Origin of the sequence: Streptomyces angustmyceticus, from assembly GCF_019933235.1 — a bacterium.
In the GTDB taxonomy this organism is placed as follows: domain Bacteria; phylum Actinomycetota; class Actinomycetes; order Streptomycetales; family Streptomycetaceae; genus Streptomyces; species Streptomyces angustmyceticus.
The window spans coordinates 7,383,949-7,398,705 of sequence record NZ_CP082945.1 but is presented as its reverse complement, the minus strand read 5'-3'; the positions used below and the strand labels follow the sequence as shown (position 1 = coordinate 7,398,705).

Below are 14,757 nucleotides of genomic sequence, written 5' to 3'. Positions count from 1 at the left end.
CAGCGGGGACGGGCAGTGCGGCGGGGCATCGGGCGGCCCGGAAGAGGGGTACCGGGCGGGGCAGGCCGGAGCGTTCGGGCGAGCCGGGTGCGAGAAGAGCGGGGAGTCGCACCGGTTCGTCCGCGGCGGGCCCGATTCAGGCGGTGACGGTACGGCGGGCCGTGCGGCCGGAGATCTGGAGGCGGTCGATGCCGCCGCTGTCCGGGTCCCGCAGGAAGCGTCCGCCGGGATGGCGTTGGCCGGACGCGGGGTCCACCAGGTCGCACGTCAGGTCCGGGTAGCAGACCAGGGGCGCGGGGGTGTCGCCGTTCACGGTCAGTGCGAGGGCGCCCTCGGCGTCCGCCGTGACCCGGTACTCGATGGTTCCGTTGTGGTAGGTCCCGGCGCACTGGGGAAGTGCGACGGCGCGGTCCCGCTCGGGCGGGCGCGCGGCCGAGGGGACCTGCACTCCGGTGAACTGGGCGAGTTCCTCGGCCAGTTCGTGCCACAGCGCGGTGCCGTTGTTGGCGTTGCTGGTGAAGGCGACCACCGTGCCACTGTCGGGTTCTGCCCGCAGGTGGCAGGAGGTGCCCTGGGCGTTGCCGTCGTGGCCGCACCACTGCTGGGCGCCCTGCTGGAAGAGCGCGAGGCCCAGGCCCCACGCGTCCGCGAGGACCCCCGGAGCGGCGCCCGGTACGGGGCGGCGCATCTCCTCGGCGGCCTCGGGCGTGAGCACCGCGCGGGGGCCGCCGCCGATCAGGGCCCGGCCCAGCGCCACCAGGTCGAGCGCGCTCGCCTGCAGAGCCCCCGCCGGGGCCTCCACGGGCGCCAGGGTCTGTTCCACCGGCCGCACCCGGCCCAGGGCCGCGTGCACGGAGTGGCCGCGGGCCACCGGGCGCTTCGGCGTGGGGTCGCCGAGGAAGGCCGGGACGGTGCCCAGGGGTTCCAGTACCAGTGCCCGGACGGCGTCCTGCCAGGTCATGCCGGTGACCGCTTCGATCAGCCGGCCGGCGGCGACGTACCCGGCGTTGGAGTAGGAGAAGCCGCTGCCGGGCGCGCAGACCGCGTCCCGGCCGGAGCAGTGCACGGAGAGGTAGCGGGCGGCGGTGAGCGCCGCCGCGTCGTCCGAGTCGGGCCCGGTCGGCAGTCCCCCGGTGTGGCTGAGCAGTTGCCGCACGGTGAGGTGCGGTGCCCGCCTCAGCTCCGGCACGTGCGTACCGACGAGATCGGTGAGCGCGAGGTCACCGTCGTCGGCGAGGAGCTGGACGACCGCGGCCGTGTAGGGCTTGGTGACGGACCCCAGCGGCACCGCGGTGTCCACGGTGAACGCCTCGCCCGTGGAGACGTCCGCCTCGCCCGTCTGGACCGTGTACGTGACGGAGTCGACCTGCACGGCGAGCTGGGCCCCTGGTACCTGGTGGGTACGCGCGAGTCTGTCCAGACGCTCTTGTAAGAGGCCCCGTATGTGCGTCGGTTGGCGGCTCGCGACCGGAGCACTCGAAGGATGCGGCATGAGAAAGGAACTCCCGGAACTCGGAACTCATGGGAATGACGCGCCTGACTGCCGTGGCGGTACTCCACTCACGGCGTGGGCGGACCAGCCCCTGGGCCTGATCGCCGAGAGCACTCGGCAACCGATCTCCTCGCGCGGGCCCGGCCCTTGGCGCCGGTCCCGCTCTGCTGGGCGAACGTCGCTAGGACCTCCGCACCTCCAGCGGCAGACGTCGCGCGCTGACGATGACGGCCGGGTTCTGGAACTCGACCTCACGGCGGCTCGGGATGGTGATGCAGGAGAAGCGGTCCAGCAGTTGGCGCAGCGCGATGCGCGCTTCCATCCTGGCCAGGGGCGCACCGAAGCAGAAGTGGATGCCGTGGCCGAAGGTCAGATGCGGGTTGGGGTCGCGCGTCACGTGGAAGGCGCCGGGATCGGTGAACCGCGCGGGGTCGCGGTTGGCGGCGGCCAGGTTGGCCATCAGGATGGCGTCCGCGGGGATGGTACGGCCGCCGAGTTCGACCTCACGGGTGGTACGGCGCCCCAGTTCCGGGAAGGGCGGGAGCCACCGCAGCACTTCCTCGATGGCGTCCGGCAGCCGGCCGGGATCCGCGCGCACCTGCGCCGCGGCATCGGGGTGCTGGTCGAAACAGAGCACGGCGTTGCCCAGCAGGGCGGTGGTGGTGATGTGCCCGGCGACCAGCAGCAGGGCCACGAAGCCCACGATCTCCTGGTCCGCCAGGCGTACCCCGTCCACTTCGGCCTGCACCAGCCTGCTGGTCAGGCCGTCGCCGGGGTTCTTCCGGTGGTGGCGTATGTGCTCGAGGATGTAGCCGTTCATCTCGCGGACGGTGGGCGCTATGGAGTCCAGCGCGCGCTCGATGTCGCTCATGTCGAGCGATTCGCCGATCTCGTCCCCGCCGAAGAGCGTCGCCGCCCACTCCTGGAACAGCCCGCGGTCACTGGCCGGCACACCGAGCAGCTCGGCTATCACGAGGATCGGCAGCGGGTAGGCCAGCGCGTCCACCACGTCGAAGCGGTCCCGGTCCCCGACGGCGTCGAGGAGTTCGGCCGTGAGGGCGTGGATCCTCGGTTCGAGTCCGGAGACGACGCGCGGGGTGAACGCCTGGCTGACGAGGGTGCGCAGCTTGCGGTGCTCCGGCGGGTCCATGCCGACGAAGTTGCCCTGGCGGAAGGTCTCGAAGTCCGGCTGGGTGGGGGTGAGTCCGGAGAAGTCCGAGGAGTAGGTCGCCGGGTCGGCGAGCACCGCGGCCACACCGCGGTGGTCCAGAACCTGCCAGAGGTTCTGCCCCTCGTCACGGCGTACGGGATCGGCCTCGCTCAAGGAACTCCAGCGGTCGACCAGATCGTCGAAGACGAAAGGTGCCTCTGTCAGTTCGTTGCTGGTCACCGGTACTCCCTGAAGTGCGGGTCCGGGAAGCTTCGTTGCTCCCCGGCGGTTATGCGCTGGACTGTTCGGCGGTCCCACCCCTCGAAATGACGGATCGCCGTGTGACGCAACAGGCTTACTATCACAGCCGTTTCATGCTCTTGACTGCCTTCGGATTAATTTTGCACGACCGGCGCGCGAATGGCCGGAGCCGGGTTCCGGCGCACGGTCTTTACGTTGATGTCGCGATATCCCGAAAACGGCATCCGGGACCGCCCGGCGACATGAACGCACAGAAAAGAGGCGCGCACCCGAACACCGGTTGAAGCATGCCGATATGGTCAAGCACAGGTTCCCGCGACATCTCGCCCCCAAGGGCCCTGAATGCGGGTTTCCTGCAGTCGTGGGCACGACGGAACCGCCCTCGCTGCTCGCTGATCAGCGTCGACAGCGCCTGGGCAGTGCCGCGGGTTCGCTCACCGGCGACAGCAGCAATAAAGCAGCGTAGGCGGTCGGACGGAACGCCAACGCGGACAGACTGCCGTCACCTTCCGGCCGGAGCCGGCCATGCCATTCCACATACCGAGCCCCCTCCCACCCCACGAAACAGGCAATCGAGAACATGCCGTCGGGCTCGCCTCACAGCGCGATGAACCAGCCCGCGAAACCCCGCGCCGGCCATTCACCATTGCCCCGGCATACGGCGGCGAGGCCACCGTCGACCATCTCGTTACCACACATCCCCCACTGAAAGCCCCTCACACAGGACACGTGCCAGGCATCCCCGCGCAAGCGGATGGTGGGCGATCCGAACACGAGCCACCGGCGCCCGAAAAGAGAACGAGAGAAGCGTAAACACTACCGGCAGGTACCTTTTGATGTTGTCAGCGATCCACGTCCCCGAGCGCTTTCACGCCAGCTCAGCTTGACCGACAGTCTTCACTCCCAGTCATACAATAGCAACCCCCTGCGGTTTGACTGAGAGTGATTTTTATACCCATTTGCCTTGGCCCGCCAGCAGGTCGCAAGCGACCCCTGTTACTGGTGAGGCAAAAGACTTTCGACTGTCCGTTCGAGCCGGTGCGGAGAAGCAGGTATTGAGCGTTTCCCCCGAGAACGGCAGGTCACTCCGAGGGGTTCCGCTAACACCGCCGCACGATGATGCCATCGCCGCTCGGCGACAAGTGCCAGACCTTGGCAAACCACTGCGAGCGGAGCAACCCCTCAGAGCAGATCCGGCCCAGGTCCACGGACCCCGCGGCACGCCGGACAGCGCTCGCCGGCGCACCCGCCTGCACAGAAGCCGGGCAGGCCAGGCCCGTTGCCACGGCGCCGATGAGCCATCGCGGCCTGCACCCATGGTCGTTGGTCGGCCAGGGCGGCCCCTCGCTCCGTGGCTTGCTTTCGCCGTCCGGTTAATTGGCTGGTTTCCATGCCTTGCGTTCGATGCGAACGCTCCAGTAACTGCTCCGCGGGTCGGTTACGCAGAATGAGGTGGCCTATTTGTTGCCGAGGAGCAAGCACTTGGCCCGAGGAAGCGTGGAATATGCCCCGGCGGGGAACACGGCTCTCCGCCCGGCCGACCGGTTCGCCGTCCCTCCGGGCAACCGACCATCCAGAGGAAATGACGCACCGTCAGCACGGGTCGGACGCCGGTGTCGTGCATCGGCGTTGTTCCGAAGGGGCGGCGCGATGTGGGAGAGTGAAGTGACGGAACAGCCTGGTTCGGCTCGTGAGCTTCGCTCACCCCGCGCCCCGGAGCGGCGGACGCGATCCCCCGCGGATCCTGCCGCCGTGGCCCGCGAACTCCGAACCACACACGGCGCCCGCCGTGTATCCGCAGCGTTGTGGCTGCTGGTGGCTGCCACTCCAACTCCTTGAGGGCGTTATTCCTTTCACCATCAGCACCCAGTATCTGGACGACACCGTCCTGCTCATGGCCTGCGGCGAGATCGACCGCGCCTGCGAGCCCGTGTGCGACGGCGTCCTCGCCGCGCTGCCCACGACGCTGTCCAGCGTGGTCCTGGACGTGCAGAAGGTGTCGTTCATGGACGTGACGGGCCTGCACTTCCTGTGCGCCCTGCACCGTCACACCGCCCGCCACGGCATCCGGCTGCACACCCGCGGCTGGCGGTCGCAGCCCCTGTACGTCCTCGATTCCGCGCTGCACCTCGACCTGCCGGGCGCCGACCTGAACACCGCCGTACGCGCGGCGCTCGACCTTCTCTAGGGTCCGTCGTTTGTTCGTCGCCGCTCCTCCGCCTGCTTCGCGGTGTCGGCGCAGGCCGGCGAAACAGCCGAGGGGCCCGGCCGGTTGTCCGGCGGGGCCCCTCGGGGTGTCGGGTCGGAGTGTGGTCAGTGGCCGCCCTCGTCCACGACCGTGACCTCCTCGATGTTCTGCTCGATCGCCTCGGCCGGGACGGCTGTGGCGCGGGCCCAGTAGTAGATGCCCAGGGAGAACGCCGTGATGAGCGCCATGTCCCACCACAGCGGGAGGTGGTCCTGGCCGCCGAAGCCGCCCTGCCAGGCGATGAGGCCCATGCCGATCAGGTACGCCGGAAGCCACTGCGCGGCCTTCCAGTCCAGTCGCGGGGCGTTCGGCAGCCGCTTCTTGGTCGCGTACCAGGCGTAGCTGCCGAGCAGCACGTACCCGATGACGATCGCCCAGCCCAGCCGCTGGAGGGTGTCCCAGCCGGCCCAGTAGATGATCAGGCTCGCGACGACGAAGGACACCGGCGAGATCACACCGCCGCCGGGCAGGCGGTAGGGGCGCTCGTGGTGCGGCAGGCGGTTGCGGAAGACGCCGAACGCCAGCGGCGCGCCCGCGTACATCAGCACGCTCGCCGAGGTGATGAAGGAGACCAGCTCCTGCCAGCTCGGGAAGGGCAGGAAGCAGATCACTCCGGTCACGAACGAGATGATCAGGCCGAACCACGGGACACCGCGGCCGTCGGTCTTCTCGAACAGCCGGGGCGCGTAGCCGTTCTTGCTGAGGCCGTAGGAGATGCGCGAGGTGGAGGTGGTGTAGATCAGGCCGGTGCCGCCGGGCGAGATGATCGCGTCCGCGTACAGGACCCAGCCCAGCCAGCCGAGGCCCACCACGGTGGCCAGGCCGGCCCACGGGCCGCTGATGCCCGCGTAGTCCAGCTTGGCCCACCCGTGCGCGAAGGACGCCAGCGGCAGCGCGCCGATGTAGACGACCTGGAGCAGGATGTAGATCACCGCGCCGATCACGACCGAACCGATCGTGGCGCGCGGCAGGTCGCGCTTGGGGTTGCGGCTCTCGCCGGCGAGCTGGATGGCCTGCTCGAAGCCGAGCAGCGCGAAGATGATGCCGCTGGTGCTGATGGCGCTGAGCACGCCCTTGGCGCCGAAGGGGGCGAAGCCGTGCGAGGTGAAGTTGTGCGGCTGGAAGTTGACCGCCGCGATGATGAAGATCGCGCCGAGGGGCACGGCGATCTTCCACCAGGTCGCCGCGCTGTTCGTGTGGGCCAGCACCTTCACGCCTAGGAAGTTCACCGCGACGAAGACGGCCATGAGGACGACCGCGACGAGGAAGCCGCTCGTCGTGAGGGTCCCGTTGGCGTGCTGGAAGCCCTGGGCCCACGACCAGTGACCGGCGTAACCGATCATGGCCTCGACCTCGATCGGGGCCACCGTCGCGGCCTGGAGCCAGGAGAACCAGCCGAACGACATGCCGGCCAGGCCGCCGAAGGCGTAGTGCGGATAGCGTGCCGTGCCGCCGGCCACCGGGAACAGGCCGCCGAGCTCGGCGTGCACCAGCGCCAGCAGCACCACGGCGACCGCGCCGATGATCCAGGAGATCAGCGCGGCCGGCCCCGCCACGACCACGGCCTTCTGGGCACCGTAGAGCCACCCGGATCCGATGATGGAGCCCACCGACGCCCACATCAGACCGATCAGCCCCACGTCCCTGCGGAGGGAACCGGAGGAGCGTGCCCTCTCGGGAGCGATCTCGTCAACGCTTGCCATAGGAGGCCTTTCAGGACAGGGCTGGCTGAAAATTTGCCTCAGAGTAGGGAGCATTCGCGGCCCTGCCCAGAGCCATTGGCTGAATAGTTATATTCCTTGAAGGAATGCATACCGAAAATGTCAGTGCAGCGCTGTGGACATTCCGGCGGGACGCGCCGACGAGCGGCACCACAGGCCGATCCGGTAGCGGGATGCAATCGGCCCATTACTCATGCGACCACCCTTTCGCCTCGCAAATTTGGGGAAAAATTGAAGCTTTGAAGAGCAGGAGAATGCACAGCTTCGAGTATTGGCATTCGCTCGGAGAAGGTGCTCCGGAGCGTCGGCGAATTGTGCTCGCGCGGGCTCTCGCGCCCATGGACGGCACCCCTGAGGCCCCGCCGGGAGCAGGACGGCAGCCCCCTCCCGGCCCTGCCGGGTCCGCGCTCCTCCGCCCGGTCCACCGGTCCATGGGGACACCGCCGGACGCCGCGCCGCGGCACATCCGGAGGACCGGGCGCACGGCGCCTCCGGCCCTTCGCCGGCGCCACCCATAAAGCGCATCTTTGCGGCGCTGTCACGTGATGCGCCGTGACAAGACAGCTGACGGCGGGTCATATGTCGCTACTGCGATCAGAAGGCCGGCACTGTGCCGCCTTCGCAGTAGGCCGAAAGGAACATGCCCATGCGCACTGCCCGCACCCTGTTCGCCTCAGCCGTCCTGACCGCGGTCCTCGCGGTGGGCGCGCCCACCGCGACGGCCCTGCCCGCGGCCGGGGACAGCGCCACGGTCAGCGCCACCTCGGCACACCACGGCGACGACCACGACCGGTTCCGGCGTGGGGACCGTGACCACGACCACGACCGGTTCCGGCGTGGGGACCGTGACCACGACCACTGCCGGTTCCGGCGTGGGGACCGTGACCACGACCACCGCTGGCACGGACGTCACCACCACAGGTGCCTGCACCACCACTACAGGCACCACCACCGCCCGTTCGGCGGCGTGCACGCCGGCGGCGGCGCCCTGATGCACGGCGACCGCTAAAGCGCGGCGGCCCGGCACCGGGCCCGAGAGGACACCGAGCGGGTGCGGCAACAGGTCTGTTGCCGCACCCGCTCCGTCGTTTCCGGAAGCGTCTCGCAGAGGCCGGCCACGGGTCGTTCCGCATTTTCGATGATGCCCCATCAGAAAGCGCTGAGGGATGGCGACTTCGAAGTCGCATACCCGGAAGGAAACCCGTGATGCACACCTGGCACGAATACGGAAACGTCTACCGGAAAGGAGAGGAGAATTCCGTGTGTGCGCTGCCCTGGCCCCAGCGGCTCGTCTTTGGTGCGGCTCCTCTCGATCGTTCCGCGAACCGGTCCCGTCCGGAAAGATTCCCCGTTTCCCGGAGCATCGTGCGGGCACCGGAATGATGACACCGACGAAGGGATCTGATCATGAGCGCCACGGAGAAGGCGAAGGCCAAGGCCGAGCAGACGACCGGGAAGGTCGAAAAGGGCGTCGGCCACGCGGTCGGCAATGAGCGGCTCGAAGCGGACGGTGCGGTGCGGGAGTCGAAGGGGAACCTGCGCGACGCGAAGGAAAAGGGCAAGGACGCTCTCAAGGACTGACTCCGGGCCTCTGACATGGGCTGACGTAGGTGGGCGGGACCCCGTACACAAGGGGTCCCGCCGACCCATGTCTCCCCGCGGGCGCCCGTCCGCCGGGTGCCGGGGCGTACTGATTCGCCGAGGCAGGCCATGCCTGATAGGGAGGTGGCATGAGCGATATCCCACCGGTTCTGACCGTTACCGCCATCAGCACCATCGGGGTCACCGATGTCCACGACGAGAACGCGGACTCCTGGCTGGTGATCGAGACCGCCGAGCAGGGGCAGCTGCTGCTGAATCTGCCCGGCCCCATGTACCAGGCGGCGGTCCAGTCGACCACGCTGCCGGCCGACCAGCCCGGCCCCGGCCGCCTTGCGCTCACCGACGCCGAGATCGCCGCCTACCGCGCCCATATCGCGGGACTCTCCCGCGCCGACTAGCGAGGCAGCGTCCTCCGCCTCCTCCACGAGGCGCCGACGGCCGGGGCAACTTCGTCCCCACGACGTCCGGTTGGCCTACTGCCCGGTGACGGACCGTGCCACGGCCACGGATGCGGCGCGCGGACCGACCGCGGCCGTCAGTCCTCACCGGCCATCGCCGCGACGCGGCGGGCGAGCCGGGCGGCGGCCTCCCGCAGCTCCGGCGGCTCCAGCACCTCCGCCTCGAAGCCCAGCCGGGCCACGTGCACGGCGAGCCAGTCCAGGTCGTTCCCGCCCGCGATGAGCACGCACCATCCGTCGCGCGCTTCCTCGACGCGTCCCACCTGGGGCGGCACCAGTTCCCGCACCTGGTCGGGGCGTGCGTGCAGCCGCACCCGGGCGAGATACCGGTACGGCGCCTCGGTCACCGACCGCTGCACGTAGGCAACCGGGTCCGGGTGCTCCCTCGGGCGGAAGCGCCAGGTCGTCGCCACCACCTCGCGCATCCGGTCCAGCCGGAAGGTGCGCCAGTCGTCGCGGTCGACGTCCCGGGCCATCAGGTACCAGCGGCGGTCGGTGGCGACCATCCGCACCGGCTCGACGGTGCGCTCGCGCTCCGCGCCGTCGCGGGCGGTGTAGCGGAACCGCACCCGCACGGCGTCACGGCAGGCCCGCGCGAGCGTCACCAGCAGCTCCGCGTCGATCTCGACGCCGGGGTCGACGAGGGTCTCGGTGGCGGCGTGCACCGCCCGCACCTCGGCGCGCAGCCGGGGCGGCATCACCTGGTCGAGCTTGGCGAGCGCGCGCAGTGCCGCCTCGCCCGTCCCTGCCACCGTGCCGCCGGACGCCAGCCGCAGCGACACCGCGGTCGCGATCGCCTCCTCGTCGTCGAGGAGCAGCGGCGGCAGCCGGGTGCCGGCGCCGAGCTGGTAGCCGCCGCCGACGCCCGCCGTCGCGTGGACGGGGTAGCCGACCGCGCGCAGCCGCTCGACGTCGCGGCGCACCGAGCGGTCGGTGACGTCCAGCTCGGCGGCGAGTTCGGCGGCGGTCCAGGACGGCCGGCGCTGCAGCAGTGCCAGCAGCCGCAGCACCCGCTCGGTGGTTGCTTCGACGGTCACCCGGTCATCGTCCCACGATCGCGGAAGGCAGCTGTCCGCGTTTGCGGGAAGGGTGGAGCCATGACCGACCAGAACTGGAACCCCCTGCTCCGCGACCAGCTCGCCTGGCACTGGACCCATCAGCTGCGCCCCCGCCTCGACGGACTCACCGATGCCGAGTACTTCTGGGAGCCGGTTCCCGACTGCTGGAACGTACGCCCGCGCGGCACCGGCAGCGCGCCGGTGCGGGCCGGGTCCGGCGCGATGACCATCGACTTCGCGATGCCGGAGCCCGACCCGGCGCCGTTCACCACCATCGCCTGGCGCCTCGGGCACGTGATCGTCGGCGTGCTCGCGATGCGCAACGCCGCGCACTTCGGCCGTACGCCCACCGACTACCGGTCGTTCGCGTACGCCGGGACCGCGGGCGCGGCGCTGGCCCAGCTCGACGCGGAGTACGCCACTTGGCTGGCCGGGGTCGAGTCCCTCGGCGAAACCGGTCTCGCCCGCCCGTGCGGGGCGGCGGAGGGGCCGTACGCCGAGTGGCCACTGGCGGCGTTGGTGCTGCACATCCACCGTGAGCTGATCCACCATCTGTCCGAGGTGTGCCTGCTGCGCGACCTCCACCGGCACACCCGCCCGCAGACCCGACAGGAGGCGAGCTGACATGGCCCGCGACGTCCAGATCACCTTCGACTGTGCCGACCCGGCGGGGCTGGCCGCGTTCTGGGCCGAGGCCCTCGGCTACCGGTTGCAGGACCCGCCCGCGGGCTTCGACTCCTGGGAGCAGGCCCTGGCGGCGATGGGGGTGCCGCCCGAGCGGCGCAACGACGCCTCGGCGGTGGTCGACCCGGACGGCTCCGGGCCGCGGCTGTTCTTCCAGCGGGTGCCGGAGGGCAAGCAGGCCAAGAACCGTGCGCACCTCGATGTGCGGGCCGCCCCCGGCCTCGACGGCGACGCCCGGATGGCGGCCCTGGAGGCGGCGGCCGAACGGCTCGTCGCGCGCGGCGCGACCCGGCTCGGCCGCCACGAGCCGGCTCCCCCGCTCGGTGCCGGTCACCTCGTCATGGCGGACCCCGAGGGCAACGAGTTCTGCCTCGACTGAGCGGCCGCGCGGCGGGCCGGCGGCACCTCGGCAGCACCGGCCGAAGGGCCCGTCCGCACCGGCGAGTTCGCCGCCGAGCCCGCGCGCACCGCCCGCGCGCGGGGCCGGCCGCGGGGGTGGCTCAGCCGAGGAAGAGGGGCAGTTTCGCGGCCAGGTCGCCGAGTTCGGCCTGCTCGCCGGCGGTCGGCGTCCGGCGGCCGGTGCCGACGAGGAGGGCGTCCTCGTCGGTGAACGACGCGGGGAACGCGGCCCCGGCGATCCGCTCCAGCAGTGCGCGGGACCGGGCGAGGCCCTCCGTGGGCGGTTTCGCCGCGTCCGGGAGGGAGGCGGTCAGGTCGAGGTGGTGCAGCGTCCACTCCAGGACGTACGCGGTGAGGTAGTCGCCGACGGTGAGGACCTCGTCGCGGGTGCTCACCCGGGCGCCGGGGTCGGCGAGCGCGGCGGCGCGGCCGGCGGCGGAGCCGACGTCGTCGAGGTGGAACTGGAGCAGACGCGGATCCTCGTACGCGGCGGCCAGCCGGACGGTCAGCGCGTCGAGCGGGTCCGCACCGGTAGGCGGCCGGTCCGCGACGTGCCAGTAGGTCACCGCGTCCACGGTCGGTTCCGTGCCGGCGGGGGTGGCGAGGGTGATCAGGACGTCCTGGGCGTCGATGACCAGGTGGCACGCGAGGTCCCGCACGAGCCAGCCGGTGCAGCCGGACGGCTGCGCGAAGTCCTTGTCCCGGAGCGCGGCGACCGCGGCGCGCAGCGCCGTCCAGGAGCGTGAGAAGAGGTCCACCTCGGCACGGTAGTGCGGCGCCGGAGCGGCGGACAAGCGTATTCGGGACGGCCGGGTCGGCTCCCGGGTCCTGCCGCGCGGGCCCCGCCTCCGCCGGGGAGACGGAGCCCGCGGGCGTCCGGCTCAGGAGTGGTAGCCGATGTAACCGTTGCCGTCGGGGTCGGAACCGCTCCTGGTGTAGGAGTGGACGTCCGAGCGGCCGCCGGAGGGCTTGTACAGGTAGATCGTGTCGCGGTCGTTGTTCCACAGGAAGTTGCAGTTGTCGCGGTAGACCACGTTGCGGGTGTCGGAGTCCGTGCCGTGGCCGCCGCGGAGCTTCACATAGTCACCGGGCTGGAGGTAGTGGCCGGCGGTGAAGGTGAAGCGGTTGCCGGTGGCGTCCTTGACCACATAGCCCTTGAGGTTGATGGTCGCCGTGGACGAGTAGTTCTTGATGATCAGGTACTCCTCGTCGGTGTTGCCGGAGGAGCAGCTGTTGGAGTCCCGGCCGGGCGCGTCGTACTGGACTCCGCGGACCTTCAGCGCCGAGTGGTACTCGGCGGCCTGGGCCGGGGTGGCGACGATGCAGGCCAGCGCACCGGCGATGAGGGCGGTGGCGGTCACGGGGCGCATACGCAAGGGAGATCCCCTCCATGGTGATGGAACGGTGTGGCATGTGAAGGACTCGCGAAGGCCCGCGATGGTTGCACAGTGAACCACCTCGGCGACGGCCCAGGTCATGGGGCCGCGGCATTCGGTGCGCGGGTCCCCTGCGTCGATCCGGACACGTCCACCGTGCGCACCCTTCTGCGGCAGGCCCTCCTCTTCGCCTGGCTGGAAACGCGCTGCTGCGCCTTCACCGTCGCCCTGCTGTCGGGGGTGGCCTGGGCCAAGGGCTCGCATGTTCCGGGCGGGCGGCCCGCTGACGCCCCTCAGGTGCGCGGCAGGAGCGACCCCAGCGGGCCGAGGTCGAGGTTGAGGTCGTCGAGCCGCAGGCCGTGCTGATCGCAGAGTTCCGTCATCCGCTCCTCCAGGTGCATCAGCGTCTCCCCGATCTGCTCCACCTGCGCGTCGCTCAGATCTCCCTGCTCCACACGGCGGATCGCCTGCCGTTCCATCAGCTGCCGCAGCAGCTCCACCACGGTGAGCACCAGCGCGACCAGGTCGCGGCCCATCTGCTCCCGGTCGACGTCGAATCTGCCCTCGCGCGGGCCGCCGCGCTCCGTCACAGCGGGCCCGAGTCCGACCACGGCGCGGGCACCCGTTCGCTGACCGACGACAGCAGCGCGTGCAGGGAGAGCCGCACCAACGGGACATCCGCGATGGCGATGACCAGGTCGCCGCTGATGACGACGCCGGTGGACAGGACGCGGTCGAGCAGGTCGACCAACGGGACGCCGATCGGGCCGGTGAGCGGCCCCGGCGTCTCCCAGGGGACGGGCTGCACGGCGGACACGGCTCACCCCTCCCCGACGAAGGAGTACGGGACCCAGGGGCCGGAGACCTCCACCTCGGCACCGGTGCGCTGTCGCAGGCCCGCCACGGCGTCGAGGAGTCCCTGCGCGCGCTCGGTCCGCAGCAGGTAGGTGGCGTTGAGGATCTGCAGCCGGTGCTTCTCCCCCGTCATCTCCGGGCTGTGCGGGCGCAGCCGGCGGGTCGCGGTGGCCAGACGGGTCAGGGCGGTATCGATGTCCTCGGCGGTGCGCAGCGCCCGGTCATGGTGCTGCTCGCGCGCCCGGTGCAGGCCGCGCTTGCGTTCCAGGTAGGCGCGGCCCGCTCCCCCGCCCGGGGGAGGCGCCGCGGGGGCGGGTGCGGAGGGCGGGCGGACCGTGGCGGGGACGTAGACCTTCACCCCCCATTCGGCGTGGTTCGCGATGCGGTCCAGGACTGCGGTGAAGCGGTCCGTGTCCGCGCCCAGGGCCTCTCGCGCGCGCTCGTCCCCGCGGTAGAGGGTGGCCAGCGGCAGCGGTACGGCCGGGCCGCGGGCGGCGGCCGCGGTCACCACGTCGTGGTGGGCGCGGGCGCAGTGTTCCAGCGCGGCACGGTCCGACAGGCGCCGTTGCCAGGCGTCCTCGGTGAACTCGGCGGCGGGCACGTGCTGGACGACGGCCGTGAGGGGCCCGCAGCGCAGGCCGCGCACGGGGAAGCCCTCGGCGAGGCCGGCGAGGCCCGTGAGGACGGCCGGGTCGAGCCGCCGGCACACGGCGAAGACGTAGGTCGAGGTGGCGCTCTCCGGAGCGTCCGGCCGCTGCTCCGTCATGTCCTCGCCCCTGCCGCCGCGGTGTCCTGCGTGCGGGCGGCGGGCGCGCCGCCGTTCTCGGCGGACTCCAGTGCCTCCACCCGCTCGCGCAGCCGGCGGTTCTCGTCCCGCAGCTCGTCGCGGGCCGCGGTGGAGCTGAGCGCGGGGTCGGTCTCCCACCAGTCGATGCCGGCCTTCCTGGCCGTCTCCACCGACGCGACGAACAACCGCAGCCTGATGGTGAGGAGTTCGATGTCGAGCAGGTCGATCTTGATGTCGCCGGCGATGACGATCCCCTTGTCGAGGACCCGTTCGAGGATGTCGGCGAGGTTCGAGGTGGTCGGGCCGTGGGCGGCAGGATCGTCCCGTCGTGTGTCGATGTCGGTCACCTGTCACTCCTTCCTCTGCGGGCGGGCAGCGGCGGCGGGCCGGACTCCGGTGCTGTGTGCCGTCCGGGGCGCGGCGCCCGGCTCCGGCGGTGCTCAGCGCTCGTACAACAGGTCGAGCAGCTGCTCCTCTTCACGCTCGAACGCCTCCCGGCCGAGGTGACCGGATTCGAATTCATGGTTCAGCGCGGCGAGCCGGGCCCGGATCACGGACGGGTCGTGCAGCTCGCGGTCGGCGGCCTGGGCGAGTTGGTCGGCCACCCAGACCACGCCCCGTACGGGTGCGAGCGGCAGGGTGAGCACGCCGCTGATCAGCCCCATC

The 14,757-nt window shown here is 71.0% G+C and carries 17 protein-coding genes; 6 read left to right on the top strand and 11 right to left on the bottom strand.

The features are described from left to right. Positions 1-136: 136 nt before the first annotated feature. The gene (locus K7396_RS33070) at positions 137-1,492 is read right to left on the bottom strand and encodes a serine hydrolase domain-containing protein (protein ID WP_086717861.1); all 1,356 of its coding nucleotides are present in this window, start codon (positions 1,490-1,492) and stop codon (positions 137-139) included. Positions 1,493-1,673: 181 nt separating this feature from the next. Continuing rightward, a complete protein-coding gene (locus K7396_RS33065; protein WP_086717863.1) occupies positions 1,674-2,882 on the bottom strand; it encodes a cytochrome P450 in 1,209 nt (402 codons plus the stop codon). Positions 2,883-4,692: 1,810 nt separating this feature from the next. Between K7396_RS33065 and K7396_RS33060 the strand changes: the two genes are divergently transcribed. Then, positions 4,693-5,091 (top strand): STAS domain-containing protein, encoded by a 399-nt coding sequence (locus tag K7396_RS33060; protein ID WP_143589087.1) that lies wholly within the window; start codon positions 4,693-4,695, stop codon positions 5,089-5,091. 125 nt (positions 5,092-5,216) lie between these two features. On the opposite strand, the gene K7396_RS33055 is transcribed toward K7396_RS33060, so the two are convergent. After that, positions 5,217-6,854, bottom strand: a complete 1,638-nt coding sequence (locus K7396_RS33055) for an APC family permease (RefSeq protein ID WP_167392755.1) — start codon at positions 6,852-6,854, stop codon at positions 5,217-5,219. A gap of 664 nt (positions 6,855-7,518) precedes the next feature. On the opposite strand from K7396_RS33055, the gene K7396_RS33050 reads away from it, so the two are divergent. The 3 genes from K7396_RS33050 (at position 7,519) to K7396_RS33040 (ending at position 8,872) form a co-directional block, all read left to right on the top strand. Next, positions 7,519-7,881, top strand: coding sequence for a hypothetical protein (locus tag K7396_RS33050; RefSeq protein ID WP_152104486.1), 363 nt, complete (start codon positions 7,519-7,521; stop codon positions 7,879-7,881). A gap of 398 nt (positions 7,882-8,279) precedes the next feature. Further along, the gene (locus tag K7396_RS33045; protein WP_086721569.1) at positions 8,280-8,453 is read left to right on the top strand and encodes a CsbD family protein; all 174 of its coding nucleotides are present in this window, start codon (positions 8,280-8,282) and stop codon (positions 8,451-8,453) included. A gap of 149 nt (positions 8,454-8,602) precedes the next feature. After that, the gene (locus K7396_RS33040; protein WP_086721570.1) at positions 8,603-8,872 is read left to right on the top strand and encodes a hypothetical protein; all 270 of its coding nucleotides are present in this window, start codon (positions 8,603-8,605) and stop codon (positions 8,870-8,872) included. A gap of 137 nt (positions 8,873-9,009) precedes the next feature. Here K7396_RS33040 and K7396_RS33035 read toward each other — a convergent pair whose 3' ends face one another. Then, positions 9,010-9,969 carry a helix-turn-helix transcriptional regulator gene (locus K7396_RS33035; RefSeq protein ID WP_086721571.1) on the bottom strand — a complete coding sequence of 320 codons (960 nt, stop codon included), beginning with the start codon at positions 9,967-9,969 and terminating at the stop codon, positions 9,010-9,012. A gap of 60 nt (positions 9,970-10,029) precedes the next feature. Between K7396_RS33035 and K7396_RS33030 the strand changes: the two genes are divergently transcribed. Beyond that, positions 10,030-10,614, top strand: a complete 585-nt coding sequence (locus tag K7396_RS33030; RefSeq protein WP_086721572.1) for a DinB family protein — start codon at positions 10,030-10,032, stop codon at positions 10,612-10,614. 1 nt (position 10,615) lies between these two features. Continuing rightward, positions 10,616-11,053, top strand: coding sequence for a VOC family protein (locus K7396_RS33025; protein WP_086721573.1), 438 nt, complete (start codon positions 10,616-10,618; stop codon positions 11,051-11,053). A 121-nt stretch (positions 11,054-11,174) separates the two neighbouring features. Here K7396_RS33025 and K7396_RS33020 read toward each other — a convergent pair whose 3' ends face one another. The 7 genes from K7396_RS33020 to K7396_RS32990 all read right to left on the bottom strand — a co-directional run bounded on the left by K7396_RS33020 (position 11,175) and on the right by K7396_RS32990 (position 14,756). Then, complete coding sequence (locus K7396_RS33020) at positions 11,175-11,831, bottom strand: maleylpyruvate isomerase N-terminal domain-containing protein (RefSeq protein WP_086721576.1); 657 nt, start codon at positions 11,829-11,831, stop codon at positions 11,175-11,177. Between the two features lie 123 nt (positions 11,832-11,954). Continuing rightward, positions 11,955-12,443, bottom strand: coding sequence for a lamin tail domain-containing protein (locus K7396_RS33015; protein WP_373866909.1), 489 nt, complete (start codon positions 12,441-12,443; stop codon positions 11,955-11,957). Between the two features lie 299 nt (positions 12,444-12,742). Further along, positions 12,743-13,039 carry a gas vesicle protein K gene (locus tag K7396_RS33010; RefSeq protein WP_086721575.1) on the bottom strand — a complete coding sequence of 99 codons (297 nt, stop codon included), beginning with the start codon at positions 13,037-13,039 and terminating at the stop codon, positions 12,743-12,745. Then, on the bottom strand, positions 13,036-13,266 hold the full coding sequence (locus tag K7396_RS33005) for a gas vesicle protein (protein ID WP_174886889.1): 231 nt from the start codon (positions 13,264-13,266) through the stop codon (positions 13,036-13,038). Before K7396_RS33005 ends, K7396_RS33010 begins: the two co-directional genes overlap by 4 nt. 3 nt (positions 13,267-13,269) lie before the next feature. Then, positions 13,270-14,070: a GvpL/GvpF family gas vesicle protein gene (locus tag K7396_RS33000; protein WP_152104487.1), complete on the bottom strand. Its 801-nt coding sequence runs from the start codon at positions 14,068-14,070 to the stop codon at positions 13,270-13,272. Beyond that, positions 14,067-14,438, bottom strand: coding sequence for a gas vesicle protein (locus tag K7396_RS32995; protein WP_086721133.1), 372 nt, complete (start codon positions 14,436-14,438; stop codon positions 14,067-14,069). The genes K7396_RS33000 and K7396_RS32995 overlap by 4 nt, the downstream gene beginning before the upstream one ends. Before the next feature lie 93 nt (positions 14,439-14,531). Beyond that, positions 14,532-14,756 carry a gas vesicle protein GvpG gene (locus tag K7396_RS32990; RefSeq protein ID WP_086721134.1) on the bottom strand — a complete coding sequence of 75 codons (225 nt, stop codon included), beginning with the start codon at positions 14,754-14,756 and terminating at the stop codon, positions 14,532-14,534. Position 14,757 lies beyond the last annotated feature (1 nt).

What these genes read in the sequence shown, in the direction of transcription:
- K7396_RS33070 (WP_086717861.1), bottom strand. Translation starts at nt 1,492, where the DNA reads ATGCCGCATCCTTCGAGTGCTCCGGTCGCGAGCCGCCAACCGACGCAC.
- K7396_RS33045 (WP_086721569.1), top strand. Translation starts at nt 8,280, where the DNA reads ATGAGCGCCACGGAGAAGGCGAAGGCCAAGGCCGAGCAGACGACCGGG.
- K7396_RS33040 (WP_086721570.1), top strand. Translation starts at nt 8,603, where the DNA reads ATGAGCGATATCCCACCGGTTCTGACCGTTACCGCCATCAGCACCATC.
- K7396_RS32990 (WP_086721134.1), bottom strand. Translation starts at nt 14,756, where the DNA reads ATGGGGCTGATCAGCGGCGTGCTCACCCTGCCGCTCGCACCCGTACGG.
- K7396_RS33050 (WP_152104486.1), top strand. Translation starts at nt 7,519, where the DNA reads ATGCGCACTGCCCGCACCCTGTTCGCCTCAGCCGTCCTGACCGCGGTC.
- K7396_RS33000 (WP_152104487.1), bottom strand. Translation starts at nt 14,070, where the DNA reads ATGACGGAGCAGCGGCCGGACGCTCCGGAGAGCGCCACCTCGACCTAC.
- K7396_RS33015 (WP_373866909.1), bottom strand. Translation starts at nt 12,443, where the DNA reads ATGCGCCCCGTGACCGCCACCGCCCTCATCGCCGGTGCGCTGGCCTGC.
- K7396_RS33025 (WP_086721573.1), top strand. Translation starts at nt 10,616, where the DNA reads ATGGCCCGCGACGTCCAGATCACCTTCGACTGTGCCGACCCGGCGGGG.
- K7396_RS33055 (WP_167392755.1), bottom strand. Translation starts at nt 6,854, where the DNA reads ATGGCAAGCGTTGACGAGATCGCTCCCGAGAGGGCACGCTCCTCCGGT.
- K7396_RS33030 (WP_086721572.1), top strand. Translation starts at nt 10,030, where the DNA reads ATGACCGACCAGAACTGGAACCCCCTGCTCCGCGACCAGCTCGCCTGG.